General features: G+C 70.1%; 19 protein-coding genes and 1 pseudogene. 4 read left to right on the top strand and 16 right to left on the bottom strand.

Annotated elements, in window-relative coordinates:
* Nucleotides 1-4: 4 nt before the first annotated feature.
* The 3 genes and pseudogenes from AC07OX_RS25035 to AC07OX_RS25025 form a co-directional block, all read right to left on the bottom strand.
* Nucleotides 5-1,279 carry an RNA polymerase sigma factor gene (locus AC07OX_RS25035; protein WP_495262227.1) on the bottom strand — a complete coding sequence of 425 codons (1,275 nt, stop codon included), beginning with the start codon at nt 1,277-1,279 and terminating at the stop codon, nt 5-7.
* The gene (locus AC07OX_RS25030) at nt 1,276-1,758 is read right to left on the bottom strand and encodes an SRPBCC family protein (RefSeq protein WP_495262228.1); all 483 of its coding nucleotides are present in this window, start codon (nt 1,756-1,758) and stop codon (nt 1,276-1,278) included. The genes AC07OX_RS25035 and AC07OX_RS25030 overlap by 4 nt, the downstream gene beginning before the upstream one ends.
* 149 nt (nt 1,759-1,907) lie before the next feature.
* A pseudogene (locus AC07OX_RS25025) lies at nt 1,908-2,087 on the bottom strand (ArsR/SmtB family transcription factor); the annotation flags it as partial.
* A 106-nt stretch (nt 2,088-2,193) separates the two neighbouring features.
* Here AC07OX_RS25025 and AC07OX_RS25020 point away from each other — a divergent pair.
* Together AC07OX_RS25020 and AC07OX_RS25015 are read left to right on the top strand one after the other, a co-directional pair.
* Nucleotides 2,194-2,616 (top strand): cupin domain-containing protein, encoded by a 423-nt coding sequence (locus AC07OX_RS25020; RefSeq protein ID WP_495262229.1) that lies wholly within the window; start codon nt 2,194-2,196, stop codon nt 2,614-2,616.
* 80 nt (nt 2,617-2,696) lie between these two features.
* Complete coding sequence (locus AC07OX_RS25015) at nt 2,697-3,614, top strand: DUF2167 domain-containing protein (protein ID WP_495262230.1); 918 nt, start codon at nt 2,697-2,699, stop codon at nt 3,612-3,614.
* A gap of 21 nt (nt 3,615-3,635) precedes the next feature.
* On the opposite strand, the gene AC07OX_RS25010 is transcribed toward AC07OX_RS25015, so the two are convergent.
* Genes AC07OX_RS25010 through AC07OX_RS24985 form a run of 6 tightly spaced genes read right to left on the bottom strand, consistent with a single transcriptional unit; the run spans nt 3,636 to nt 8,974 of the window.
* Nucleotides 3,636-4,424 (bottom strand): enoyl-CoA hydratase/isomerase family protein, encoded by a 789-nt coding sequence (locus AC07OX_RS25010; RefSeq protein ID WP_495262231.1) that lies wholly within the window; start codon nt 4,422-4,424, stop codon nt 3,636-3,638.
* A gap of 1 nt (nt 4,425) precedes the next feature.
* Nucleotides 4,426-5,256, bottom strand: coding sequence for an SDR family NAD(P)-dependent oxidoreductase (locus tag AC07OX_RS25005; RefSeq protein ID WP_495262232.1), 831 nt, complete (start codon nt 5,254-5,256; stop codon nt 4,426-4,428).
* Nucleotides 5,257-5,293: 37 nt separating this feature from the next.
* On the bottom strand, nt 5,294-5,710 hold the full coding sequence (locus tag AC07OX_RS25000; RefSeq protein WP_307636904.1) for a MaoC family dehydratase: 417 nt from the start codon (nt 5,708-5,710) through the stop codon (nt 5,294-5,296).
* Between the two features lie 14 nt (nt 5,711-5,724).
* The gene (locus AC07OX_RS24995; RefSeq protein WP_495262233.1) at nt 5,725-6,165 is read right to left on the bottom strand and encodes a MaoC family dehydratase N-terminal domain-containing protein; all 441 of its coding nucleotides are present in this window, start codon (nt 6,163-6,165) and stop codon (nt 5,725-5,727) included.
* A 14-nt stretch (nt 6,166-6,179) separates the two neighbouring features.
* On the bottom strand, nt 6,180-7,364 hold the full coding sequence (locus tag AC07OX_RS24990; RefSeq protein ID WP_495262234.1) for a lipid-transfer protein: 1,185 nt from the start codon (nt 7,362-7,364) through the stop codon (nt 6,180-6,182).
* A 50-nt stretch (nt 7,365-7,414) separates the two neighbouring features.
* On the bottom strand, nt 7,415-8,974 hold the full coding sequence (locus AC07OX_RS24985) for a long-chain-fatty-acid--CoA ligase (RefSeq protein WP_495262235.1): 1,560 nt from the start codon (nt 8,972-8,974) through the stop codon (nt 7,415-7,417).
* A 139-nt stretch (nt 8,975-9,113) separates the two neighbouring features.
* Between AC07OX_RS24985 and AC07OX_RS24980 the strand changes: the two genes are divergently transcribed.
* Complete coding sequence (locus tag AC07OX_RS24980) at nt 9,114-10,148, top strand: AraC family transcriptional regulator (protein WP_489057282.1); 1,035 nt, start codon at nt 9,114-9,116, stop codon at nt 10,146-10,148.
* Between the two features lie 10 nt (nt 10,149-10,158).
* Here AC07OX_RS24980 and AC07OX_RS24975 read toward each other — a convergent pair whose 3' ends face one another.
* The gene (locus tag AC07OX_RS24975; protein ID WP_495262236.1) at nt 10,159-16,539 is read right to left on the bottom strand and encodes an autotransporter-associated beta strand repeat-containing protein; all 6,381 of its coding nucleotides are present in this window, start codon (nt 16,537-16,539) and stop codon (nt 10,159-10,161) included.
* A 187-nt stretch (nt 16,540-16,726) separates the two neighbouring features.
* On the opposite strand from AC07OX_RS24975, the gene AC07OX_RS24970 reads away from it, so the two are divergent.
* Nucleotides 16,727-17,317, top strand: a complete 591-nt coding sequence (locus AC07OX_RS24970) for a GbsR/MarR family transcriptional regulator (RefSeq protein ID WP_139703802.1) — start codon at nt 16,727-16,729, stop codon at nt 17,315-17,317.
* A gap of 42 nt (nt 17,318-17,359) precedes the next feature.
* Here the strand turns inward: AC07OX_RS24970 and cydX are convergent, their stop codons facing one another.
* The 6 genes from cydX to AC07OX_RS24940 form a co-directional block, all read right to left on the bottom strand.
* On the bottom strand, nt 17,360-17,509 hold the full coding sequence (cydX, locus tag AC07OX_RS24965) for a cytochrome bd-I oxidase subunit CydX (RefSeq protein WP_062475789.1): 150 nt from the start codon (nt 17,507-17,509) through the stop codon (nt 17,360-17,362).
* 18 nt (nt 17,510-17,527) lie between these two features.
* Nucleotides 17,528-18,682: a cytochrome d ubiquinol oxidase subunit II gene (gene cydB, locus AC07OX_RS24960; protein ID WP_159277448.1), complete on the bottom strand. Its 1,155-nt coding sequence runs from the start codon at nt 18,680-18,682 to the stop codon at nt 17,528-17,530.
* On the bottom strand, nt 18,679-20,298 hold the full coding sequence (locus tag AC07OX_RS24955) for a cytochrome ubiquinol oxidase subunit I (RefSeq protein WP_095947372.1): 1,620 nt from the start codon (nt 20,296-20,298) through the stop codon (nt 18,679-18,681). The genes cydB and AC07OX_RS24955 overlap by 4 nt, the downstream gene beginning before the upstream one ends.
* A 53-nt stretch (nt 20,299-20,351) precedes the next feature.
* The gene (gene cydC / locus AC07OX_RS24950; protein ID WP_495262237.1) at nt 20,352-22,064 is read right to left on the bottom strand and encodes a thiol reductant ABC exporter subunit CydC; all 1,713 of its coding nucleotides are present in this window, start codon (nt 22,062-22,064) and stop codon (nt 20,352-20,354) included.
* Entirely contained in the window at nt 22,061-23,758 is a 1,698-nt protein-coding gene (gene cydD / locus AC07OX_RS24945) for a thiol reductant ABC exporter subunit CydD (RefSeq protein WP_495262238.1), read from the bottom strand. The genes cydC and cydD overlap by 4 nt, the downstream gene beginning before the upstream one ends.
* Nucleotides 23,759-23,914: 156 nt before the next feature.
* A complete protein-coding gene (locus tag AC07OX_RS24940; protein ID WP_095947369.1) occupies nt 23,915-25,009 on the bottom strand; it encodes an acyltransferase family protein in 1,095 nt (364 codons plus the stop codon).
* Nucleotides 25,010-25,023: the final 14 nt, after the last annotated feature.

Raw genomic sequence — 25,023 nt, 5'->3', positions numbered from 1 at the left:
GCTGTCAAAAATTTTTCGTGTCCGGCAGCGAGGCCAGCTGCCGCTCCAGGAACTGCCGCTCGGGCTGCTGGCGGACCAGCGACAGTGCCTGCAGATAAGCCTCACGCGCGTCATCGGTACGGCCCAGGCGCCGGCACAGTTCGGCACGCGCGCCATGCGCCAGGTGGTACTTCGCTAGCTCGCCGCGCGCGAGCAGCGCGTCGATCAGCGCCAGCCCGGCCGCTGGCCCGTCGCGCATCGCCACGGCCGCCGCGCGGTTGAGCTCGGCCACGGGCGAGGGGTCGAGCCGCAGCAGCACGTCGTACAGGCCGACGATCTGCGGCCAGTCGGTGTCGGCGGCCTCGGCCGCTTCGGCATGCACCGCGGCAATGGCGGCCTGCAAGGCGTACGGGCCGAAGCGGCGCGACAGCAGCGCACGCTCGACCAGCGCCGCGCCCTCCCCGATCTGCCCGCGGTGCCACAGGCTGCGGTCCTGCGCGTCGAGCAGCACGAGCTCGCCCTGCGCCGAGGTGCGCGCAGCGCGGCGCGCGTCGTGCAGCAGCATCAGCGCGAGCAGGCCCAGCGCCTCGGGGTCGGGCAGCAGTTCAGCCACCAAGCGCCCGAGCCGGATCGCCTCGGCCGAGAGGTCGGCGCGCGTCACGCTCTGGCCCGACGAAGCCGCATAGCCTTCGTTGAACACGAGGTACACCACGCGCAACACGGCGTCGAGCCGTTCGGGTAGCTCGGCCAGACCCGGCACCTGGTACGGAATGCCCGCGTCGCGGATGCGCGCCTTGGCCCGCACGATGCGCTGCGCGATGGTGGGCGCGGGCACGAGGAAGGCGCGCGCAATCTCCTCGGTCGCCAGCCCGCAGACCTCGCGCAGCGTGAGCGCCACCTGGGCGTCGGGCGCGAGCGCGGGATGGCAGCAGGTGAAGACCAGGCGCAGGCGGTCGTCCTCGAGCGCGTCGGCATCGGGGTCGGCCTCGTGCCAGGCGGGCGAGGGATCGGCCAGCGTGTCGGTGTGGGCGGCGGCGTCGTCCCACGCGGTGAAGCGCGCCTGCCGGCGGATGCCGTCGATCGATTTGAAGCGCCCCGCCGACACCAGCCAGGCGCGCGGGTTGGCCGGCACGCCTTCGCGCGGCCATTGTTCGAGCGCGGCGCGAAAGGCGTCGTGCAGGGCTTCTTCGGCCCAATCGAAATCGCCCAGCAGGCGCACCAGCGTGGCGAAGATGCGGCGCGACTCGCTGCGGTAGATCGCGTCCAGCGTGTCGGCGATGGCCTCCGGTTGTGCCGTCACCCGGTGTCGCCGGCGAGCAACCAACTCTCGAGCTTGACGAGCGAGCCGGTCCAGCCATGGTTGTGGCCGTCGCGCGCCGCTTCGTCGAAGAACTGCTGGTGCATGAGCACGAGCTCGCAGCCGCCCGCGTCGGGTTCGAGCTGCACCGTGACGCGCGACTCGCGCTCGGGCGTGCCGCGCCAGGCCCAGCTGAAGACCAGCCTGCGCTCGGGCACGACCTCGAGGTAGGTGCCGCTCACGTCGTGCGTCTCGCCGTCGGCCGCCAACATGGTCACGCGAAAGCGCCCGCCCACGCGCAGGTCGACCTCGGCCAGCGGCACGTCGACGATTTCCTCGGGGCCGAACCAGTGCTTCAGCGCTTGCGGGTCGGTCCACGCGCGCCAGACTTTGGCGGGGCTGACGCGGAAGTGCCGGCGGAGCGTGAGCGAGGGGCGATCGGTGCCGGGGCCGGCGGTGGTGCCGGGGGAAGGTTTCGCCATTCGGTGTCCTCCTGGTGGTAGAGAAAGCGCGCCAGGGCATCGAGGCGGCCGGTCCAGAACTTCTCGTAGCGCGAGAGCCACACGGCGGCCTCCTGCATCGGGCCCGGCGACAGCTCGCAGCGCACGACGCGGCCCGCCTTCGTGCGCGAGATGAGGCCGGCGCCTTCGAGCACGCGCAGGTGCTTCATGAAGCCGGTCAGCGACATGCCGTGCGGTTCGGCGAGCTCGGTCACGCTGAGGCCGCCCTCACCCAGCGCTTCGAGCACGCTGCGGCGGGTCGGGTCGGACAGGGCCGCAAACACGGCGTCCAGGGCATCTGAGTGAACCATGCGGTTGAGTATCTTGAGGGCCCTGCGGGCCGTCAAGCCATGGACCTCGCTCAGGAACGGTTTATGCATGCTGCGCCGCAGCATCATCCCCCGCGAAGGAGCGCCCATGCTGGACCGAACCGCCACCCAGTTCTCCCACGTCAAGCCCGGTGACACCGAGTACGTCTCGGGCGGGTTGCGAGACTTCTTCCTGTACCGCGACCTCGGCATCGCGGCCGCCACCCACGGCAAGGTGATCGCGCACCTGGTCAAGGCCAACATGGCACCGGAAGCGGGCACCGGCTGGCACCGCCACGAGGCGGACTTCCAGATCGTCATCATGCTCAAGGGCTGGGCCCGCTTCATGTACGAGGACAAGGAGACGCGCGTCGAGGCCGGCGACGTGGTGCACCAGCGCCCCGGCATCCGCCACTTTCTCTTCGACTATTCGCCCGACATGGAGTACCTGGAAATCGTCTCGCCGGCCGACTTCAAGAGCATCGACGTCAAGCCGGTGTGCGAAATTCCGCCGCCCACGCCCTGGCCCTGAAACCCACGGCCGGCGCGGCTTTGCGCGCCGATAAACTCCTCGCGTCTCACCAGAAACGACAACAACCGAGGAGAGAGAACTTGCGTATTCATACTGCCCGCCTGACGGCCGGCTTGCTGTTCGCGTGCGCCCTGACGGCCACCCACATCAGCAACGCCGCATCCCCCACCACGGCCCCCACCGCCTCGACGGCGAGCTCGCTCGAAGCCGAGCAGGAAGCCGCCTTCAAGGCCGCCAAGGCCGTGCAGAAAGCCGGCCCCGCCGACATCACGCTGCGCGACCAGGCCCACCTGAAGTTGCCCGCCGGCTACGTCTGGGTGCCCACACCCGCCGCCGCGCAGCTCATGCGCAGCATGGGCAACCGCACCGACGACACCTTCATCGGCGCGATCTTTCCCGCCGACGACGGCGACTGGATGGCGGTCGTGAAGTTCGTGAAAGAGGGCTACATCAAGGACGACGACGCCAAGGACTGGAACGCCGACGAGCTGCTCACCAGCCTGAAGGAAGGCACCGAGGCCGCGAACGAGGAACGTGCCAAGCGCGGCATCCCGGGCATCGAGGTCACGGGCTGGGCGCAGAAGCCGCAGTACGACGCCGCGACGCACCGGCTGGTGTGGTCGGCCCTGTCGAAGAAGAAGGGCAGCGACGGCGGCAACCCCGGCGTCAACTACAACACCTACGCGCTGGGCCGCGAGGGCTACCTGAGCCTGAACCTCATCACCAACGCGAACGACCTCGAGAAGTACAAGCCCGACGCCACCCAGCTGCTCGGCGCGCTGCAGTACGACGACGGCAAGAAGTACGCGGACTTCAATTCGTCCACCGACAAGGTCGCCGCCTACGGCCTGGCCGCGCTGGTGGCCGGTGCGGCCGCGAAGAAGCTGGGCCTGTTCGCGGTCGCCCTCGCCTTCCTGGCCAAGTTCGCGAAGGTCGCCGTGGTGGCGGGCGGCGCGGCGCTGTGGGGCCTCACGAAGCTCTTCAAGAAGAAGAGCTGAGCCTGCAACAGCCCGCCGCGCTCAGCGGCCCGAGAAGCGCGGTGCGCGCTTCTCGGTGAAGGCCTTCACGCCTTCGCGCCCGTCCGCGCTGCCCGCGCGCTGGCGCAGCAGGCGGTGCTCCATCTCGAAGTGTTCCTCGATCGGGCGCGCGGTGGCACCACCGCACAGCGCCTTGATGCCCGCGAACGATGCGGTGGCACCGTTCGCCAGTCGCGTCACCAGCGCTTCGGCGGCCGCCGCCAGTTCGGCGTCCGGGTACAGCGCATCGACAGCGCCCGCCGCCATGCAGCGCGCGCTGTCGATCGCGTCGCTCAGCATCAACCATTGCTGCGCGCGCACCGGCCCGATGCGCCGCGACAGGAAATACGAGCTCCCCGCGTCTGGCGACAGCCCGATGGCCGCGTAGCCTGTGCGCAACTTCATCGACTCGGTGGCGAGCACGAAGTCGCCGCACAGCGCCAGCCCCACGCCGGCGCCGCCGACCGTGCCGTTCACCGCCACCACCAGCGGCGCCGGGTTCTGGGCCAGCCGCAGCAGCGCGGGATGCAGCCGGTCGAGGATGGCGTCGACCAGCTCGGGCAGCTTGTCGCCGGCCGCCACGAAGCTGTCGATGTCGCCGCCCGCGCAGAACACGCGGCCCTCGCCGGTCAGCAGGATGGCGCGCGGCGCCGCTTCGAGCACCTCGTCGATGGCCCGCACCAGCGCATGGCTGCTTGCGAGCGACACCGAGTTGGCGCGTTCGGGTCGCTTCAGCACGATGCGGCCGATGCCGTCCTGCACGCCCCAGGCAATGCCCTCTTCGAACTGCATCTCAGATCCCCGTGAGCCCGCCGGTGCACATGAGCGTCTGGCCGCTCACGTAGTCCGACTCGGGCGCGCACAGCAGGTACACCGCGCCGGCCGCCTCTTCGGGCGTGCCGCCACGGCCGAGCGGAATCGACTGTTCCATCATCGCCAGCAGGCCGGGGTTGACGCCGACCTTGATCTCGCGCCCCTCGATGTTCGCTGTGGTGGCCTCGGCCGTGCTGGCCGTGAGCCGCGTCTGGATGAAGCCGAAGGCCACGCAGTTCACCGTGACGTTCATGCGGCCCCACTCCTTGGCCAGCGTCTGCGTCATGCCGACGATGCCGGCCTTGGCGGTCGAATAGTTGGCCTGTCCCGCATTGCCGAAGAGCCCGGCCACCGACGAGATGTTGACCACCTTGCGCACCACGCGCCGGCCCGCTTCGCCCTCGGTTTTCGCCAGCGCTCGGATCACGGGCTGCGCGGCGCGCAGGATGCGAAACGGCGCCGTCAGGTGCACGTCGATCATGGCGTACCACTGCTCGTCGGTCATCTTCTGCACCACGCTGTCCCAGGTGTAGCCAGCGTTGTTGACGATGATGTCCAGGCCCTTGAACTCGTTCACCGCCGTGCCCACGAAGCGCTCGGCGAAGTCCGGCGCCGACACGCTGCCGACGCAGACCACGGCCTGCCCGCCCGCGGCGCGGATGGCCTGCACGGTCTCCTCGGCCGGTGCGGCGTCGAGGTCATTGACGACGACGCGCGCGCCTTCGCTGGCGAGCTTCAGGGCGATCGCGCGGCCGATGCCGCGGCCCGAGCCGGTGATGAGGGCGACCTTGCCTTCGAGTTTGGGTGTCATGTCTCTTCTCTCTTCTTTCATTCGTTCGTTCAAGGGGTCAGCGCAGCGCCACGAGCGCCTCGCCCGCGATGCGCGTCTGGCCGTGCTGGTTGGCGCTCAGCACTTCCACGCGCACGCAGCGCTCGCCGTTGTGCTCCAGCTTCTCGACCACGCGGCCGGTGCAGCGCACGGCATGGCCCAGGTGCGTGATGCCCTGGAAGCGCACGTCGAAGCGGCGCAGCTGCGCCTGCGGCACCCACTGCGTGAGCAGCCGGCCGAGCCAGGCCATGCCCAGCATGCCCTGCGCGAACACGTCGGGCATGCCGGCCTTGCGCGCGAAGTCGGTGTCGATGTGGATCGGGTTGTGGTCGCCGGAAGCGCCCGCGAAGAGCGCGAGCGTGGTGCGGTTCACCGGCGGGAGTTGCAGCGCGGGAAGTTCGTCGCCGACCTGGACGGTGTCGTAGCGGAGGGTCATCGCAGGTTCTTTCTTCAGTGGCGGCAGACGATCACCGTGCGCAGTTCGGCCACGAGTTCGTCGCGCTGGTTGGTGGCGCGCGAGGTCTTCACGACGAACTCGAGCGCGCCGTTCTTCTTGTCGTAGATGTCGCTGATGGTCGAGCGCACCGTCACCGTGTCGCCCACGCAGGCGGGGCGGTGGTAGCTGAAGCTCTGCTCGCCGTGCAGCAGCTTGGACAGCGGAATCTGCAGGTCAGTCAGCAACTGGTCCGAAGCGCCCGAGTCCAGCTCGGCGGCGAACAGGAAGGTCGGCGGTGCGGGCAGGTCGGAGTAGCCCGCATCGCGCGCGGCGGCGGCATCGGTGTAGACCGGATCAGTCTCGCCGATGGCCTTGGCGAAGAACTGCAGCCGGCTGCGCTCGATGGGCAGCACCGAGGCGGGCAGCTCGTGGCCGATCCATTTCTTGTCGATCATGGGTGGCCCTGCCCTCAGACGCGTTCGTACAGCGTGACCACGCAGGCGCCGCCCAGCCCGAGGTTGTGCTGCAGCGCCATCCGCGCGCCTTCGACCTGGCGCTTCTCGGCCGTGCCGCGCAGCTGCTGGACCAGCTCCGTGCATTGCGCGAGCCCTGTCGCGCCGAGCGGGTGGCCTTTCGACAGCAGGCCGCCCGAGGGGTTGGTGACGACCTTGCCGCCGTAGGTGTTGTCGCCATCGACCACGAACTTCTCCGCGCCGCCGACCGGGCACAAGCCGAGCGCTTCGTAGCTGATGAGTTCGTTGTGCGCAAAACAGTCGTGCAGCTCGACCACGTCGATGTCCTGCGGACCGACACCGGCTGCGTCGTAGACCTTCTGCGCGGCTTCCTGCGCCATGCTGAAGCCCACCACCTCGCGCATGTCGCGCGCCTCGAAGGTGATGGCGCGGTCGGTGGTCATGACCTGCGCCTTGATGCGCACGCTGCGGTCCAGGCCATGGCGCTCGGCGAAGCGCGGCGAACAGACGATGGCCGCAGCCGCGCCGCAGGTCGGCGGGCAGGCCATGAGCCGCGTCATCACGCCGGGCCACATCACGGGCGCGGCCATCACCTCGTCTTCGGTGACGACGGTGCGGAACAGCGCCACCGGGTTGTTCGACGCATGGCGGCTGGCCTTGGCGCGGATCTTCGCGAAGGTCGACATCTGCGTGCCGTACTGCTGCATGTGCGCCAGGCCGGCACCGCCGAAATAGCGCAGCGCCAGCGGCACCTGCTCGTTGCCGACCAGCTCGTCGGTGATCGACTCGAAGTGGTCGAACGGGCTCGGGCGGTCGTTGAACACCGCACCCAATGCGCCGGGGCTCATGTGCTCGAAGCCCAGCGCCAGCACGCAGTCGGCCGCGCCGCTGGCCACGGCCTGGCGCGCGAGGAACAGCGCGGTCGAGCCGGTGGAGCAGTTGTTGTTGACGTTGACGACCGGGATGCCGGTCATGCCGACTTCGTACAGCGCGCGCTGGCCGGCGGTCGAATCGCCGTACACGTAGCCGACGTAGGCCTGCTGCACCAGCTCGTAGCCGATGCCGGCGTCTTTCAAGGCGGCGTTGGTGGCGTGTGCGGCCATCTGCGGGTAGGGCTGGTTCGCGCCCGGCTTGGTGAAGGGGATCATGCCGACACCGACGACGTGGACATCCTGGCTCATGAGGGGCTCCTGAAGTGAATGAATGAGTGAAATGGGAAGAGAAACAGGGCTCAGGCTACGCTTCGTTGGCGCCCTTGCCAAAACGGTTCGCGCAACCGGGTCTTGAGCACCTTGCCCGCACCCGACAGCGGCAGCGCCTCGACCACCGCCACGCTGCGCGGGCACTTGTAGGGTGCAATCAGCGCCTTGCAATGCGCAATGAGCGCCTCGTCCGCCAGCTGCTGGCCCGGCTTGAGCACGAGCACCGCATGCACGGTCTCGCCCCACGCCTCGCTGGGGATGCCGATGACGGCGCAGGCCGCGACGGCCGGGTGCTGGTTGATGGCGTTCTCGACCTCGGCCGAATAGATGTTCTCGCCGCCGCTGATGATCATGTCCTTCAGGCGGTCGACCACGAAGATGTAGCCGTCGTCGTCCATGTAGGCGCCGTCGCCCGTGTGCATCCAGCCGCCGCGCACGGCCGCGGCCGTCTGCGCGGGCTGGTTCCAGTAGCCCTGCATCACGTTGGGGCCGCGCACCGCGACTTCGCCCACCGTGCCGCGCGGCACCTCGAGGCCCTCGGCGTCGACGATGCGCACCTCGGTGCAGTAGCTGGCGCGGCCGGCCGAGCGCAGCTTGCCCCGCTGCCGGCCCTCGGGCGTGTGGTTGCGCGCGGGGTTGATGGTGGCCAGCGGCGACAGCTCGGTCATGCCGTAGGCCTGCACGAAGTCCACGCCCGGAAAGGCGTCCATCGCGCGGTTCAGCACCGCCTCCGAGATCGGCGAGGCGCCGTAGGCGATGCACTTCAGGCTGCTGAGGTCGCGCGGCTCGCGCATCGCCGGATGGTCGACCAGCATCTGGATCATGGTGGGCACCAGCAGCGCGTGCGTGACCCGGTCTTGCGCGATGGCGTTCAGCACCGCCTCGGGGCTGAAGGCCGGGATGATCGCGTGCGTGTTGCCCTCCAGCCAGTGCGGCGCGGCCAGGCCCATGTCGGCCAGGTGGAACATCGGCGCGGCGTGCAGGTAGCAGCCCTCGGGCGCGGCCAGGCCTTCGGCATGCAGAGCCAGCCCCGAGCTGCCCATGTTGGTGTGGCTCAGCATCACGCCCTTGGGAAAGCCCGTGGTGCCGCCGGTGTAGAAGATGCCGGCCAGGTCGTCGTCGCAGCGGCCCGCGTCGGGCACGGGCGCGGCGGCTTCCAGCAGCGCCTCGTAGCCGAGCATGCCGGGCGGCGTCGGGCCGTCGCCGCAATAGATCACCTCGCGCAGGCTGGTCGCCTGCCCGCGCATCTGCTCGACCACCGGGCGGAAGGTGTCGTCCACCAGCAGCAGCGTGGAGCCCGAGTCGTCCAGCGAGTACAGGATTTCGGCCGCCGACCAGCGGATGTTGCAGGGGTTGAGCACGCCGCCGCCCCAGGGCACGGCCATCTGGTATTCGAGGTAGCGCGCCGAGTTGAGCGCCAGCATGGCGACGCGGTCGCCCGGCTGCATGCCGAGCCCCTGCAGGGCGCCCGCCAGGCGCGCGACCCGCTCGGCGTAGGCGCGAAAGCTCAGGGTGCGGCCGGCGGCGCGCACGGCGATCCGGTCGGGGTGCTGCTGCACGCTGCGGTGCAGCGACTGGGTCTGGTACATGGCGGTTGTCTCCGTTCCGTTCTTGTGTAGGCGCATGGTAGAAACCGCGCCGTGCCGCGGCGATTGCGCTTCGCATCGCCCGCATGGCAGAAAACCTCAATCGACACCCGCGCCGCCGTCGGGTCTGATCCGCTCACGCATGCTGCAACCGCCCGTCACCATCCCGATCGTGTTCGTCCAGGGCATGCTCTCGGGCGTGCGCGCGCGTGGCGACAACGCGCCCATCTGCATCGACACCGCGCTGCAGGACGCCGGCATCGCCCCCGCCCTGCTCGACGCGCCGGGCGCGCGCGTCACGGCCGAGCAGTACGTGGCGCTGTTCGCGCTGCTGATGGAGCGGCTGGACGACGAGGCCCTGTGCTTCCTGTCGCGCCGCCTGCGCCGGGGCAGCTTCGCGCTCATGACGCGCGCCACGCTGGGCGCGCCCACGCTCGAGGTGGCGCTGCGGCGCGTGGCCCGCGCCTTCAGCCTGTTGCAGGACGACCTCGAGATGGTGCTGCTGCGCGAAGGCCCGCTCGCGGGCTTCGGCCTGCGGGTGCAGCAGCTGCCGCGCACGCCGCTGAACTTTTTGCACGAGCTGATGCTGCGCGTGTACTGGCGGCTCTTCGCCTGGCTGCACGGCGGGCGGCTGACGGCGCGCCGCTTCGACTTCGGCTTTGCACAGCCGCCCTACGCAGCCGGCTACACCAAGGTGTTTCCCGCCCCGCTGCAGTTCGGCCAGCCGCTGTCGGCCGTGTGGTTCGACGCCAGCGCGCTGGCCACGCCGATCCACCGCGACGCGCGGGCCATGCGCGACTTCCTGGCCGCCGCGCCGGCCCACGTGATCCTGCCGCCGCTGGGCGAGCTGGCCGTGAGCGCGCGCGTGCGCACCGTGCTGCAGCAGCACCGCCCGGCCTGGGTCGACCTGGCCACGGCCGCGCGCAGCCTGCACATGTCGGTGAGCACGCTGCAGCGCCACCTGGCCACCGAGGGCACCTCGTTCCAGTCGCTCAAGGACCAGCTGCGGCGCGACGTGGCCATCGTGCGCCTGAACACCAGCACCGTGCCGCTGGCGGCGCTGGCCGAGGAGCTGGGCTTTTCGGACAGCGCGGCGTTCCAGCGCGCCTTCAAGACCTGGACCGGCGGGGCGCCGGGGTCGTACCGGCGGCGGCCCGGGCCAGACCCTGAAGCCTGAAGCTACCCGCCTACCACTTGACCCGCACGCCGAGCGATCCGTTGATCGCGCTCTTCACCTTGGCATCGCCGCCCGACGACCACAGCTTGCCGACTTCGCCATACAGGCTGGTCGCCTGGCTCAGGGCCAGCGTGAAGCCACCCGCGAGTTCGGTGCTGGTGCCGCCGGTTGGTGCCGCGATGTCGGTCGTGGTCGCGCCGTTCACGAAGCGTGCGATGTCGGTGCCGCTCGAGGTCTTGTAGACGTTCAAGCGCCCGTACGGCTGCAGCACGCCCAGGCCGGTGTCGATCTGGCCCTTGACCCGCACGCCTGCGCGGGCGATCCAGCCGCTGTCGGCTTGGGGCTGCGCGATGGCACCGGCGATGGCCGAGTTGCCCAGGTCCATGTGGTGGTGGATCAGCTGCAGCTGCGGCTCGACGCGCCAGCCACTGCCTCCGATCGCAAAGGACTGACCCACTTCGATCGAGCCCAGCAGGCTGTTCCCCTTGCCGCCCACGCCCGCGCCAAGCATCGGCTCGACCGTGTAGCGGTGACGGCCCGACTGCACCACGGCATCGGCGTAGAAGCCGCTGTCGGCGGTGTAGGTGCCGTACACGCCGACGTACTGGCTGCGCAGGTCGTTGCGGCCCACCGCGAGATGGCGGATGCCGCTGGCAAAGCCGCTCACGCGGGCATCGCCGTCGAGCTGGCCCACGTACAGGCCGGCGCGCCAGTTCGGCGTGGCGAGCAGGTCGGTGCCGGCTTGGAAGCCGGTGAGGCGGCCCTTGCTGGTGGGCGAGACGGTGCCGCCCTGCTGGATGTCGATGTCGGCGGAGAGCACGCGGGCCCAGGCGCGGCGGTCCGATCCGCTCGGTGCGCCCTTCACATCGTCGTCGCCCACGCGCTTGCGCACATCGCCCAACATCGCGAGGTTGCCCTGGCGCAGCTGGCCCGGCAGCGCGGCGTACAGCGCGGCTTCCGGACGGTAGGTGACGACGGGCACGCCCACCGGTTGGCCCGGCGCCACCGCGTCGGTGGTGGAGCGCAGGTACCAGCTCTCGCCTGCGCCCTTCGCATCGGCGGCATGCAGGCGGTACTCGTAGGCGCCTGCGTCGACATGGCCGCCGGCCAGCGAGAAGGCGTCCTTCGTGGTCTGTGCGGTGGTGGTCGCGCCGTTCTGTGCAGTGATGACCTCGATGCCGTTGCCGCTAGTGAGTGCGCCCAGGCCGCCGAGGTTGCCGATCTGCACCTGGGTCTTGCCGCTGGCGATGGCGGTGGGGCCATCGAGCACGAGGCGGTCCGAGGGACCGGTGCCGTTGAGCGTCGTGCTCAGCTTCAGCACGCCGTTCGTGCCGACGTAGGCGCCTTTGACCGTGAGCGTGGTGCCTGCGGTCACGCCGGCCAGCGACACAGTGCCGCTGTTGGCCAATGACGCGACGGTCTGGTTGAAGCCCGCCAGGTCGAGCGTGGCACCTGTGGCCACGCTGTGTGCCGAAGCCGCGCTCAGCGTGTTCACCGCGCCGGCCTTCAACGTGCCCTGCGCCACGTTCGTCGCACCGGTGTAGGTGTTGGCGCCCGACAGCGTCAGCGTGCCCGTGCCCTGCTTGGTGATGAAGCCACCGCCGCTGATCGCACCGCTCAGCGTGCCGCTGAATGCGCCGGTGTCGATGACCGGGTCGTTGTTGCCCGTCAGCTTGATGATGTTGGCGATCGTCAGCCCGTTCGCGCTGAAGCCCAGCGTGGTGTCGTCGTCCATCGAGAGCGTGCCGGTGCCCAGCGCCTGGTTGTGGCCCACGTTCAGGCGGCCCTGGCGCAGCGCCGTGCCGCCGGTGTGGGTGTTCTCGCCCGACAACGTGAGCGCGCCCGTGCCGACCTTGACGAGCGAGCCGCCGACGCCGGAGATCACGCCCGAGATTTCCGTGTCGGTGTTGAGAGCGCCCGTTGTCAGCGCCTTGGCGCCAAGCAGCACGCGGCCCGCCCCTTCCAATGCGCCGATGCTCGTACCAGCAGCCGCGAGTCGGGCGATGCGAACCGTGCCACCCGCCTTGTTCACCACACGCGCCTGAGCGGCCGTCGCGTCGTGCTGAATGTCCAACGTGCCGCGGTCCTCGTTGACGATCGTCGCCTGCCCGGCCGAGCCCTTGTCCCAGAGGTTGGTCCAGCCGCCGGCGAAGTTGGTGATGTGGGCCTTGCCTGCGGTGGCGTCGAACGAGACCGTGACCTGGCCACCCCGGTTCTCGATGGTGGCGTTGCCGGCGGTCGCGTTGCCGCGGAATTCGATCGAGCCACCGGCCTGCGCAGTCAAGGTCGCGTGGCCGGCCGAGGCGTTGTCCTGGAACTGGACGTAGCCGCCGTTGCCCGGCTGGGCGGCGCCCGCCGTGATCTGCAGGCTTTCCGCGTCCGCGCTGCCGCTGAAGACCAGGCCGGCGCCACTGCTCACGCCCACGGGGCCAGTGCCCACCGCGCCTGTCGCGCCCACGTTCAACGTGCCGCCATCGACCTGCGTGCCGCCCTTGTAGCTGTTGGCCGCCGTGAGCAGCAGCTCGCCGCCGCCGATCTTGCGCACGCTGCCCGCGCCGCTCATCGTGCCCGCGAAGCTGCCGCTGGCCACCTGGTCGAAGGCCACCCGGGCGTCGTTGACGATGGCGCCGCGCAGGCTGGTGGTGTCGCCCTGCAGCATGCCCGCGCGCACGAGCGTCCCGCCCGTGTAGGTGTTGGCGCCCTGGAGGACCAGCGTGCCCAGGTCGTCCTTCGTGAGGCCGCCCGCGCCGCTCAGCACCGACGCGATGGTGGCCTGCATCTGCGCCCCCGAGGCCGTGCCGTCGCCGACCTTGATGACGGTGTTGGCATTGCCCAGCGTCAGTGCGTCGCCGTTGACGACATAGCCGCTGGTGGAGAACTGCGCGCCGTCGATGCTGATCACGCCGCCGGTGTTGTCCACCCGGACCGTGCCGGCCGCGCCGCCGAACAGCGCGAACTGGTTCTGCTTCCAGCCGGTGTTGGTCTTGCCGTTGGCGCCGGTCCAGCTGTCGGACGGATCGTTGAGGGTGGAGTTGCCGAGGCGCCAAGTGCCGGAGCCGCCGCTGATCGTGCCGTCGTTGTAGGTGGAAGCGTCGCCGCCCGCGCCGTCCCAGAAGCCGAGCGACACGCCCTTGCTGTTGATCAGGTTGATCTCGCCAAGCACGGACGACTGCACGTGCAGGTCGCCGGCCGCCGTGCCTGCGGGCGCTGTGCCGATGTTCAAGCCGTTGTCGATCAGCGAGCCGGAGTAGCTGATCAGGCGGTACAGGCCGGGCCCGAAGGTGCCGCCGGCCGATTGCGCCACGTTGAGCGTGCCGTCGAGCACCAGGCCGCCGTTGACCTTGACGAGGTCGTTGAGCGGGCCACCCGGCACGCCCGCCTGGCCCAGCTCGTAGCTCAGGAAGGCGCCCGGGTCGAAGCGCAGCATGCCGGTGGTCAGCGTGCCGAGGTTGCTGCCCGGTGCGAGCGTCGCGCCGTTGGCGATGGTGACCTGGCCCGCGATGCTGCCGCCGCCGCTGAGCGTGGCGCCGTTCTTGACCTGCACCGTGCTCGTGCCCGTGGCGCTGCCGGTGCTGTTGTTCACGCGCAGCGTGCCGGCGTTGACTTCGGTTGCGCCGGTGTAGGTGCTGGCGCCCGTCAGTTCCAGCACACCCGTGCCGTTCTTGGACAGGGTGCCGGAGCCGCTGATGACGCCTGCGTAGCTCAGCTCGCCCGCGCGGTCGAAGACCAGGTCGCCGTCGTTGCTGATGTTCCCCGTGATGCTGCCGGTGGTGCCACCCGCGCCGATCTGCAGGATGTTGCCGACCACGACGGTGGTGGTGCCCGTGAAGGTGTTGTCGCCGGTCAGGGTCAGCTTGCGCGCGCCTTTCTGCAGAAGGCTGCCGGAGCCGCTGATGTTGCCGGCGAAGGTGGTGTCGGCGCTGCGGTTGAACACCAGCGCGGCATTGTTGGCAATGCTGCCGAGGATGCTGCCGCTGTCGCGGATCTCCAGGGTGCCGCTGTCGATGGTCGTGCCGCCGGTATGCGAGGCATTGCCGGTGTAGACCAGCGTGCCCGCGCCGGTCTTCGTCACGTTGCCGCTGCCGGTGATGTTGCCCGCGAAGGCCGCATCGTTCGATCGGTTGAAGACCAGTACCGCGTTGTTGCTGACGTTGCCGGTGATGCTGCCGACGGTGCCGCCGCTGCCGATCTGCAAGGTGCCGGCGCTGACCGTCGTGCCGCCGGCGTAGGCATTCGAGCCCGAGAGCGTCAAGGTGCCCGAGCCCTCCTTGACCAGCGAGCCCGTGCCGTCGATGCTGCCTGCGAAGGTGGTGCTGGCGTTGGCCGACCCGACGGTCAGGGTCGCGCTGCCCAGCTGAACGGTGCCTGCGGTGCCCGACAGGCTCGAGGCACGCAGGTTGAAGCTGCCCAGGTCGAGCACGCCGCCAAGCAGGGTGTACGCCGTGTTCTGCGACAGGGCCGATGCGGCGCCGAAGCGCAGCGTGCCCGCTTGGATGGTCGTACCGCCGCTGTAGGTGTTGGCGCCGGTCAGGGTCAGGGTGCCCGCCGTCGTCTTCGCGAGTTGGCCCTCGCCAATGATTGCACCCGAGAACGTGCCGGACTCTACCGTCGTGGTCTGGGTCGGGCCGTTTCCGGTTCGGGTGTTCAGCGTTCCGGCGCCCTGCAGGTTGCGCAGGGTGGCGCTGGCGCCGTTCAGGTCGAGCGTGGCGCCTGTGTCCACCGTGGTGGAAGCCACGTTGGACAAGAGGAAATTGAGGAAACCGGCGTCTACCGCCTGCAGCGTGCCGCCGGCCACGACGATCGCGGCATCCGAAAAGAGGCTGCCTCCGCCGCCGCCGCTCAGACGGATGGTGCCGTTTTCGGCGGCGCTGCCAAAGACGACAGTCGCCCCGGCGCCCAGGTTCAGGGCACCGCCGATACCGAACGCCTGGCCACTGGCGGCAGCCACTGTGCTTCGCTGACCGCCGGCGAAGTCCAGGCGGTTGGTCAGGTGGAGGCTCGAGGTGGCGGTCAGCTTGCCGCCGTCGAGCGTGACCGTACCGGCGCCGAGCGCGCCGGCCGTGCCGATCTGCAGCGTGGTGCCTGTCTTGATCGTGGTTCCGCCGAGGTACGCGTTGGGACCGCCCAGCGCCAGCGTGCCGCCGCCGTCGACCGTGAGGCTGCCGGGGCCGGAGATGACGCCGTTCATCGCCAACTGCGCGGGCGTCGCGCCACTGCCGTCGACGGTGATCGCGAGGTTGCCCGTGGGCAGGAACGCGCCTGTCAGCGTCCACTGGCTGCCGCTGTGGGCATGGACGCTCGAGAAGCCCGACATCGCATCGTCTTCGCTGCCGCTGCCCTGGAGATTCAGGGTGTTGCCGCTACCGAGGGCAACCACTTGGCCGTTCAGCACCGACCCCGTCTGCAGCGTGAGTGAAGCGTTGCCGCCGCTGAAGCTGATGGCGTTCGCGCGGGTGACGCCATCGCCAGAGAGCCCGCCCGAGATGGTGCCGCTGCTGACGATGCGCGAGGCACCGCTGGCGACGATGCCTTCTCCACCCGTGCCCGCAGCGCCTGCTGCAGCGTCCGTGCTGCTGCCCCCTGTGCCGCCGTTGCCACCGGTGATGCTGCCGGCGTTGACAAGTGAAAGCCCGGCTCCTGAGAGCGAGAGGCCCACCCCACCTCGGCCACCACTGCCGCCATTACCGACAGCCCCCCCGGCGAGGGCAACACCGTCGCCCGCTCCTCCATTGCCGCCATTGCCGCCAGACACGCTGCCGCCCTGGGCATTCGTGATCGTCGCCACGGCCGTGTCGACAACAAGCCCGAGCCCCCCGTCGCCGCCACTGCCGCCCCCTCCCGCCCCGCCAACGTTATAGCCACGGAACCCGGCGCTGCCATTGCCGCCATTCCCGCCTCGAACGGCCACTGCGTTGACAACATCGGTGGATGCCACGGCCCCATGGCCACCCGCGCCGCCACCGCCGCCGCCATAGCTCGCGTTCCCGCCGGCTCTTGTTTCGCCGGCATTGCCGCCATTGCCGCCGGTCGGCGACTGCAAGGTACCGGACGCGCCGCCGCCCCCTCCGCTGCCCGCGGTTGGTTGAGAGTTGGGCACACCGTCGGCTCCGTTGGCGCCCGGCGACGCACCGGCCGCCCCGCCTGCGACATGGTCCGTAGAAACACCGGCCTGTCCCACATCGCCGCCCGCGCCACCGCTGTCAAAGTCGCCCGCCCCACCAGCGCCCCCGGCAGCCAGTGCGGCAGCGCCGGCCACGGTCAGACCCGCGGCCAGGACAGCCGCACGCACCTTCGAGCCCGCGCCCGACTTGCCCGAGGCACGCGCGGTTTCAGGTGCGGCCACCCAGGCCCCCAGCGACGAGTTCCAGAGGCTGCGATGTGCTTTGTTCATGGGGAGAAAAACCTTGAAATGAGAGGCCGGATGCACCAGAAATGGGCAAACCGTCAGGAAACGTTTATTTTTGTAAATAAATTGTTTCCAACCTATCACCAGAACTAGTTATTCATGCGCGCCGCCATCCTTGCTGGGTTTTCGGAAACTTCCGTACGTCCAGCAATCCGGCGCGACAATCCGCCGCATGGCTTCCGCACCCGACCTCCCTCCCCTCAACCGCCAGTTCGTCGCCCACTTCGGCGAGATGGGCAGCAAGTGGGGCATCAACCGCACCGTCGGCCAGATCTACGCGCTGATCTTCCTGTCGGAGCGCGCGCTCAATGCCGACGAGATCGCCGAGATGCTGGAGTTCTCGCGCTCCAACGTGAGCATGGGTTTGAAGGAGCTGCAGGCCTGGCGCCTCGTGCACCTGCGCCACCACGCGGGCGACCGACGCGAGTATTTCGAGGCGCCGAAGGACGTGTGGGAAATCTTCCGCGTGCTGGCCGAGGAACGCCGGCGCCGCGAGATCGAGCCCACGCTCTCGATGCTGCGCAACGCGCTGCTCGAATCGCCCACCAGCGACGCCGAGCGCCACGCGCAGGCCCGCATGCGCGAGATGCACGACCTGATCGACCGGCTGATGAAGTGGTTCGACGACGTGCAGCGCCTGGCGCCCGAGACCGCCATGCAGCTCATGGGCATGGGCGCGACGGTGACGAAGGTGCTGACGCTCAAGGACCGCCTCACGGGCGGTGCGTCGAAGAAGAGCAAGGGCCCCGCGGGCGAAACCTGAGTCGCGCCGCGAGGCAGAGGGAACGGACGGGGCGCTACGCCCTCACAGCCGTTCCTGCCCCTGCGGGGTTTCCGGCGTGCCGAGCTTTTCCTTGCGGATGGCCTCGTCGTCCATCAGCTCGTACCACATGGCGTTGAGCACGGCGAAGGCGGCGGCCAGCGGCAGGCCGAGGATCCAGGCGAAGTACCACATGTCTTTTTCCTTCCCGTTTCAGTAGGCGTGTCCGCTCTCGTCGCGGATGGCTTGTTCGTCGACCTTGCCCCACAGCACGTGGTAGACCCAGGTGGTGTAGGCCACGATGATCGGGATGAAGATCGCGGTGACCACCAGCATGATGAACAGCGTCAGGTGGCTCGACGACGAATCCCACACCGTGAGGCTGGCGCGCGGGTCGATCGACGAGGGCAGGATGAACGGGAACATCGACGCGCCCACGCTCAGGATGATGCCGGCGATGCCCAGCGCCGCGGCCAGCAGCGCGAACCCCGGCCGGCGCAGCACCAGCCCGAGCAATGCACCCAGCGTGCCGACGAAGCCTGCTGCCGGCGCGGCGATGGTCCAGGGGTGCGCGGCGTAGTTGCCCATCCAGGCACCGGCATGCAGCTCGACGGTCTTGAGCATCGGGTTCGACGGGCCCACCGCGTCGACCACGCTGCTGATGCGAAAGCCGCCGATGCCCATGGCCAGCCACACGCCGGCCAGCGCGTAGAACACGAGCGTGAGCACGGCCGCGACCATGCCGTAGCTGCGCGCACGCTCGGCCACCGGGCCGGCGGTCTTGAGCAGCAGCCAGGCCGCGCCGTGCATCACCAGCATCGCCACCGACACCAGCCCGCAGAGGATGGCGAAGGGGTTCAGCAGGCCGAAGAAGCTGCCGTCGTAGAAGATGTGCATGTCGGCGCCGAAGCGGAACGGCACGCCCTGCAGCACGTTGCCCACGGCCACGCCGCAGATCAGCGCGGGCACGAAGCCGCTGAAGAACAGCACGCCGTCCCAGCGCGCGCGCCACTGCGGCGACTCGCGCTTGCTGCGGAACTTGAAGGCCACCGGCCGCAAGATCAGCGCCGACAGGATCACGAACATCGCCAGGTAGAAGCCCGAGAACGACACGGCGTACAGCTGCGGCCAGGCCGCAAAGACGGCGCCGCCGCCCAGGATGAGCCACACCTGGTTGCCCTCCCACACCGGGCCCACGCTGTTGATGACCACGCGCCGCTCGATGTCGTTGCGCGCGGCAAAGGGCAGCAGCATGCCGGCCCCCAGGTCGAAGCCGTCGGTCACCGCGAAGCCGACCAGCAGCACGCCGATCAGCAGCCACCAGATGAAGCGCAGGGTGTCGTAGTCGAGGAGTGTGTGGAGGATCATGCGGCGCTCCCGGTCGAGGCAGAAGAGGAAGACGTGGCGGCACGCGCCGGTGGAATGTGCGAGCGTGCATCGCCTTCGGTGGGCGCATGCTCGACCTCGGGCCCCTTGCGGATGGCCTTGAGCATCAGCTTCATCTCGATGATGAGCAGCGTGGTGTAGATCGCGATGAAGCCCGCGAGCGTGATCAGCAAGGTCGTCACGCCCAGGTTCGACACGGCCACCGCGGTCGGCAGCACGCCTTCGATCACCCAGGGCTGGCGGCCGAACTCCGCCACCAGCCAGCCGGATTCAATGGCGATCCACGGCAGCGGAATCGCCCACACCGCGACCTTCAGCAGCCAGCGGTGGCGGTCGAGCGCGCGGCGCGCCGACAGCACGAAGAAGGTGCCCGTCAGCAGGATCAGCAGCATGCCGATGCCCACCATCACGCGGAACAGCCAGAACAGCGGCGCCACCTGCGGCACGGTGTCCCACGCGGCCTTGGCGATCTGCTCGTCGGTGGCCTGGCGCGGGTCGTCCACGTAGCGCTTGAGCAGCAGCGCGTAGCCCATGTTGATGCCGTTGTCCTCGAAGTCGCCGCGCACGCCCTGCGTCACCTTGTCGGCACCGCCGGCCTCGCGGATCTTCTGCAGCGCGTCGTAGGCCTTCAGGCCTTCGCGGATGCGGGCCTCGGCGCGCTTCACGAGTTCGTCGATGCCGGGCATCACGGTGTTGAGCGAGCGCGTGCCGATCAGGCCCATCACCGCCGGGATGTGGATCGCGTAGTGCGTCTCGCGCGCCTTCTGGTCGGGGAAGCCGATCACGGTGAAGGCGGCGGGCGCGGGCTGCGTCTCCCACATGCCTTCGATGGCGGCCAGCTTCATCTTCTGGTGTTCGCCCGAGAGGTAGCCGCTCTCGTCGCCGAGCACCGCCACCGACAGCGCGGCGGCCAGGCCGAAGGACGCGGCCACGGTCATCGAGCGCTTGGCCAGTTCGATGTGGCGGCCCTTGAGCAGGTACCACGCCGACACGCCGAGCACGAACACCGCGGCGCACACATAGCCGGCCGACACGGTGTGCACGAACTTGGCCTGCGCCACCGGGTTGGTCAGCACGGCGGCGAAGTCGGTCACTTCCATGCGCATGGTCGCGGGGTTGAAGGCCGCGCCCACGGGGTTTTGCATCCAGCCGTTGGCGATGAGGATCCACAGCGCCGAGAAGTTGGAGCCGATGGCCACGGCCCAGGTGGCCGTGAGGTGGCCCACCTTCGAGAGCTTGTCCCAGCCGAAGAAGAACAGGCCCACGAAGGTCGCTTCCATGAAGAAGGCCATGAGCCCTTCGATGGCCAGCGGCGCACCGAAGATGTCGCCGACGTAGTGGCTGTAGTAGCTCCAGTTCATGCCGAACTGGAACTCCATCACGATGCCGGTGGCCACGCCCATCGCGAAGTTGATGCCGAACAGCACGCCCCAGAACTTGGTCATGTCGCGCCAGATGACGCGCCCGGTCATCACGTAGACCGTCTCCATGATGGCCAGGATGATCGACAGTCCGAGCGTGAGCGGCACGAACAGGAAGTGGTACAGCGCCGTCACGGCGAACTGCAGGCGCGAGAGCGCGACGATGTCAAGGTCCATGGGGGCTTCCTTTATGTGTTCTCTGTTCGTTCGTTGCTCGGTCGGTCAACTCATCAATCGGGGCGCAGGCCGCGCAGCGCGGCCTCGAAGGCCTCCGTGCCACGGCGCAGGTCGGCGACGATGCGGCCCTGCGCCATGCACACGAGGCGGTCGGCCAGCGCGGCTTCGCGGCGCAGGTGCGTGGCGATCAGCAGCGTGCGCGCGCCGGCCTGCTGCGACAGGCGCTGCAGCACGTCGTGCGCGGTGGCGGCGTCGAGCGCCTCGGTCGGTTCGTCGAGCAGCCACAGCGGCACCGGGCGCAGCAGCAGCCGCGCGAGCGCGAGCCGGCGTGACTGCCCGCCCGACAGGCCGAGGCCGCCTTCGCCCAGGCGCGTGTCGAGGCCGGTGGCCAGCGCGCGCACATCGGCATCGAGGCCGGCGGCGTGCAGCACGGACCAGAGGCGCTCGTCGCTCGCTTGCGGATCGGCCAGGCGCAGGTTGTCGCGCAGGCTGTCCTGGAAGAGTTCGGTGCGCTGGGTCAGCAGGCAGGCCGGTTGTGCCTGCACGTGACCGGCGCGGGGCGTGAGGTCGCCGGCGATCACGGAAAGCAGCGTGGACTTGCCTGCGCCGCTGGCGCCGACCAGCGCGACGCGCTCGCCCGCGTTCAGATGCAGCGACACACCGCCAAGCACTTCGGCCAGGCTACCGGGGTGCATGACGGTGAGCTGGTCGACCTGCACGGCCGCCGTCTGCGCGGTGCGAGCGGGGCGCGCGCCCTCTTCCACCGACGGGTCCAGTCGCGGTGCCAACCGACGCACCGCCAGCCAGGTGCGTCCCGCGTCGAGCGCGCCACGCCGCAGCGCGGCGAACGGTTCGGTGGCGGTCAGCGCGATCAGCAACGCGAGCGCCGCGCCGGGGGCGCCGATGACGCCTTCGCTCACCAGCGCGCCCACGGCCAGCAGCACGCCGACCAGCGTCAGCGTGCCCGCGCTGCCGTAGGCGAAACCAGCCGCGGCTTCGAGCTTGTTCAGTGCGAGATCGGCCTGCGCGAGGTGCGCATCGGCATTCATCAGCGCGGCGCGCTGGGCGTCGAGCCGGCCGGCCATCGCGAGGTCAGCCTGGCCTGCGACCAGGTCGACGGCGCGTGCGCGCAGCGCCTCCACGGCATGGGCGCGCTGCCGCGCCGGCTGCCGCGCACGCCGCGCGATGAGGAACGCCAGCCCCCAGCCGATGGCACAGAGCCAGAGCGCGATCGCCACGCCCATCCCCACATGCATGAAGCCGAGCACGATGCCCGCCAGCAGCGCCGCGCCCAACGCCGCGGCGGCGGGCACGAACAGGCGCAGGTAGAGCGACTCGAGTGCGTCGATGTCGGACGTGAGGCGGAACAGCAAACGCGCCGGCCGCATCAGCAGGTCGCGCGCGGCCTCGGGGCGGGCCCAGCCGCGGAACAGCCGCACGCGCAGTTCGGCGAGCACGGCGAAGGTGGCGTCGTGCGTGACCAGCCGCTCGCCGTAGCGCGACCCCGTGCGCCCGAGCGCCAGCAGCCGGATGCCGGCCGAGGGCATGAAGACATCGAAGGTGAAGGCCGTGGCCGCATGCAGGCCCGCGAGCGCGGTCGCGGTGATGAACCAGCCCGACAGGCCCAGCAGCGCCATGCCCGCGAGCACGGTGACAGCAGCCAGCAGACAGCCCAGCAGCAAGGCACGCGGCTGCGTCGCGAGGAAGGGGCGCAGCACGAGGCGCAGGTCGCGCCAGCGAGGGGACCGGGTCGCGTGGTGGCTCATGCGGCCTTCTCCACCGGCGGCTCGGGGCCGAGGCTCACCGTGCGGTCCATGCGCGCGGCCAGCACCGGGTCGTGGGTCGAGACGATCAGCGTCCGGCCGCGGGCGAGCGCCACCAGTGCGTCGGCCACGCGCGCGGCGGTGGCGGTGTCCAGATGGGCCGTGGGCTCGTCGGCCAGGATCAGGTCGGCATGCGGATGCACCGCGACGCGCGCCAGCGCCAGCCGCACGGCCTCGCCGCCCGACAGGCCGCTGCCGCCCTCGCCCAGCGCGGTGCCGGGATGGGCCTGCGCCACGTCGTCGAGCGCCGCGAAACGCATCGCCTCGGCGACCTCGGGCGCGCCGATGTCGGCGCGGCCCAGTGCCACGTTGGCTTCGACCGAACCGGCGAAGACGTGGGGCTTCTGCCCCATCCACGCCGTGCGCTGGCGCAATGCGGCGGCCGTGTGTTCGGTGAGCGGCACGCCGCCGATGGCGATCTCGCCGCGCGTGGCCGGCATCAGCCCGGCCAGCAGCGAGAGCAGCGCGGTCTTGCCCGATCCGCTGGGGCCGGCCAGCGCGATGTGCTCGCCGGCGCCGATGCGCAGCTCGTACCCGTCGAAGAGCGGCGTCGACTCGCCGGGCCAGGAGAAATGCAGCCCGTGGACTGTCACCGCAGGCGCAGCCCCTGCCCCGGCGGCGCCGGTCGCTGCGCGCGTGACCGCGACGCCCGCGCCGGTCAGCGGCAGCGCGCCGCCTTGCAGGTCGTCGAGCGCCTTCAGCGCCGCCTCGCCCGCCGCGCGGTCGTGCCACACCGCCGACAGCTCGCGCAGCGGCTCGAAGAAGGCCGGCGCCAGCAACAGCACGAACAGGCCTTCGCCCAGGCTGAGCTGCTGGCCCCAGGCGCCGAAGCCGAGCGAGCCCAGCAGATGGAAACCGATGTAGACCGCGACCAGCGCCACGCCCAGCGCGGAGAACAGCTCCAGCACGGCCGACGACAGGAACGCGATGCGCAGCACCGCCATCGTGCGCTGGCGCAGCGACTGGGCGGAGGCGCCGAGCCGGTCGGCCGTGGCATCGACCGCGTCGAGCGCGCGCAGCGTGGCCAGGCCGCGCAGGCGGTCGAGCAGGAAGGCGTTCATGCCGCCCATCTCGACCATCTGCGCCTCGCTGGCCGCCTTGGCGCGCCAGCCGACGATGGCCATGAAGATCGGGATCAGCGGCGCCGCCACCAGCAGCACCAGCGCCGCGGCCCACGAGAACCAGGCCACGGCCGCGAGCAGGAAGAGCGGCACCACCGTCGCACGCCAGCGCGCGGGCTGGTAGCGCACGAGGTACGGCACCAGCGCCTCGGCCTGTTCGGCGAGCACGCTGGCCGCAAGGCCGGAGGGCGCGCGTTCGCGGTCGAGCGGCGAACCGGCCGCCAATGCGGACGCGGTCTGCGCACGCAAGGCCGTCAACTGCGCCCTCGCGCGCCCGAAGGTGCGGCGCACGCCCCAGGCTTCGCCGCCCGCGCGCAGCAGGCCGAGCAAGAGGATGCCCGCCGCCGGCCACAGCACGGCCGCCATGCCTTCACCGCTGGCCAAGCCCTGCACCGCCATCGCCAGCAGCGCCGCCTGCGGCAGCCACGCGAGCGCCGCGACGCCTTGCACCACGCTGCCGATGTCGGGCGACGTGAAAGCCTTCAACGGCGATCGTGGCGGCGATGGTTCTGTCATTCCTTGAGTTTGTGTATTTTCAGTATTTACTGAAAGATTCACAATCATACACAACAGGGGCAGTTCGCGCAGACTGCCCGCTCTGAAGCCCGAAGGCAACAGATTTGCAAAGGAATGGGAAGAAAAAGGGCCGCACCGCAGCGGGTGCGGCGCGCTTCAGTACGACACGATGAGGCCGCTGACGAGCAATGCGGCAAAAAGTGTGCAGACGCTGCGCAGCGAGGCCGGCCGGGCTTCGACCCCGCGGTACAGCAGCACCGCGGCGCCCACCGAGAGGCCGAAGGTCGCGACCATGCCCAGCAGGTCGACCCACGGCCCGTGCGGCCCCAGGCCCGCCACCAGCGCGTTCACGGCGAGCAGCACCGGGAAATGGATCAGGAACAGCGAATACGAAATGCGCCCCAGCTGCTGCAGCGGCACGGCCGCCGCGGGCCAGTGGGCGGGCGACAGCCACTGCCGGCGCTGCGCCACCGCGATCAACAGCGCGGTCACCAGCGCGATGGCGATGCGGCTGCGCCAGTCGATGGCAAGCGCGCCCGCCCCCACCAGCGCCAGCAGCGCGACGGCGCTGCACCAGGTGCTGGTGCGCGTGGCGCGGCCGACCCAGAAAGCCAGCATGCCGAGCCCGTAGGCGCCGAAGAAATAGAACGCCGTTTCGTCCAGCCGCGCCTGCCGGTTGAACAGTGCGAGCGACGCCACGGCCACGATGAACACCAGCGCCACCGGCGCCCAGCGCGCGGCCGAAGTGGGTTGTCGCAGCACGGCGGGCAGCCCGACCAGTGCGAGCGCCAGTGCGAACAGCTGGAAGTCGATGGCCACATACCAGACACCGGTCGACAGCGACTCGTAGTTCAGCAGGTCCTGCAGCAGCAGCCCGTGCGCCAGCAGCTGACCGAGGCTCGGCTCTGCCGGCACCACCTCTTCACCCAGCCATGGCCGCGCCACCTCGGCCACCAGCACGCACACCGTAAGCGCCGCCAGATACGGCATGACCAGCCGGCCGTAGCGCTGAAAGATCCGCGAGAACGGCCGGTCCACGCGCAGCACGCCGTCGGGCGCCAGGCTCGCCGTGGCGAGAAAGCCGGCGATCACGAGAAAGACCTGCACCGCGAGCCGGCCGTCGTTCGCCAGCCAGCCGAAGAAATCGGGCGCCAGCACCTGCGCGCCGGCCGGCATCGGGCCGTAGCGCGCGAGGTGGTGCCCGACGATCAGCGCACAGGCCAGGCCCTTGACCACGTCCAGCAGCGGCATGCGCCCCTGCCGCG

This window comes from Variovorax sp. GW821-FHT09D07, from assembly GCF_059416345.1.
This window is presented reverse-complemented; position numbering and strand designations above follow the sequence as displayed.

Bases quoted from the DNA above. Each gene is read 5' to 3' on its own strand.
- AC07OX_RS25030 (WP_495262228.1), bottom strand. From the start codon at position 1,758: ATGGCGAAACCTTCCCCCGGCACCACCGCCGGCCCCGGCACCGATCGC.
- AC07OX_RS25020 (WP_495262229.1), top strand. From the start codon at position 2,194: ATGCTGGACCGAACCGCCACCCAGTTCTCCCACGTCAAGCCCGGTGAC.
- AC07OX_RS25010 (WP_495262231.1), bottom strand. From the start codon at position 4,424: ATGCAGTTCGAAGAGGGCATTGCCTGGGGCGTGCAGGACGGCATCGGC.
- AC07OX_RS25005 (WP_495262232.1), bottom strand. From the start codon at position 5,256: ATGACACCCAAACTCGAAGGCAAGGTCGCCCTCATCACCGGCTCGGGC.
- AC07OX_RS25000 (WP_307636904.1), bottom strand. From the start codon at position 5,710: ATGACCCTCCGCTACGACACCGTCCAGGTCGGCGACGAACTTCCCGCG.
- AC07OX_RS24995 (WP_495262233.1), bottom strand. From the start codon at position 6,165: ATGATCGACAAGAAATGGATCGGCCACGAGCTGCCCGCCTCGGTGCTG.
- AC07OX_RS24990 (WP_495262234.1), bottom strand. From the start codon at position 7,364: ATGAGCCAGGATGTCCACGTCGTCGGTGTCGGCATGATCCCCTTCACC.
- AC07OX_RS24985 (WP_495262235.1), bottom strand. From the start codon at position 8,974: ATGTACCAGACCCAGTCGCTGCACCGCAGCGTGCAGCAGCACCCCGAC.
- AC07OX_RS24980 (WP_489057282.1), top strand. From the start codon at position 9,114: ATGCTGCAACCGCCCGTCACCATCCCGATCGTGTTCGTCCAGGGCATG.
- AC07OX_RS24975 (WP_495262236.1), bottom strand. From the start codon at position 16,539: ATGAACAAAGCACATCGCAGCCTCTGGAACTCGTCGCTGGGGGCCTGG.
- AC07OX_RS24970 (WP_139703802.1), top strand. From the start codon at position 16,727: ATGGCTTCCGCACCCGACCTCCCTCCCCTCAACCGCCAGTTCGTCGCC.
- cydX (WP_062475789.1), bottom strand. From the start codon at position 17,509: ATGTGGTACTTCGCCTGGATCCTCGGCCTGCCGCTGGCCGCCGCCTTC.
- cydB (WP_159277448.1), bottom strand. From the start codon at position 18,682: ATGATCCTCCACACACTCCTCGACTACGACACCCTGCGCTTCATCTGG.
- AC07OX_RS24955 (WP_095947372.1), bottom strand. From the start codon at position 20,298: ATGGACCTTGACATCGTCGCGCTCTCGCGCCTGCAGTTCGCCGTGACG.
- cydC (WP_495262237.1), bottom strand. From the start codon at position 22,064: ATGAGCCACCACGCGACCCGGTCCCCTCGCTGGCGCGACCTGCGCCTC.
- cydD (WP_495262238.1), bottom strand. From the start codon at position 23,758: ATGACAGAACCATCGCCGCCACGATCGCCGTTGAAGGCTTTCACGTCG.
- AC07OX_RS24940 (WP_095947369.1), bottom strand. From the start codon at position 25,009: ATGCCGCTGCTGGACGTGGTCAAGGGCCTGGCCTGTGCGCTGATCGTC.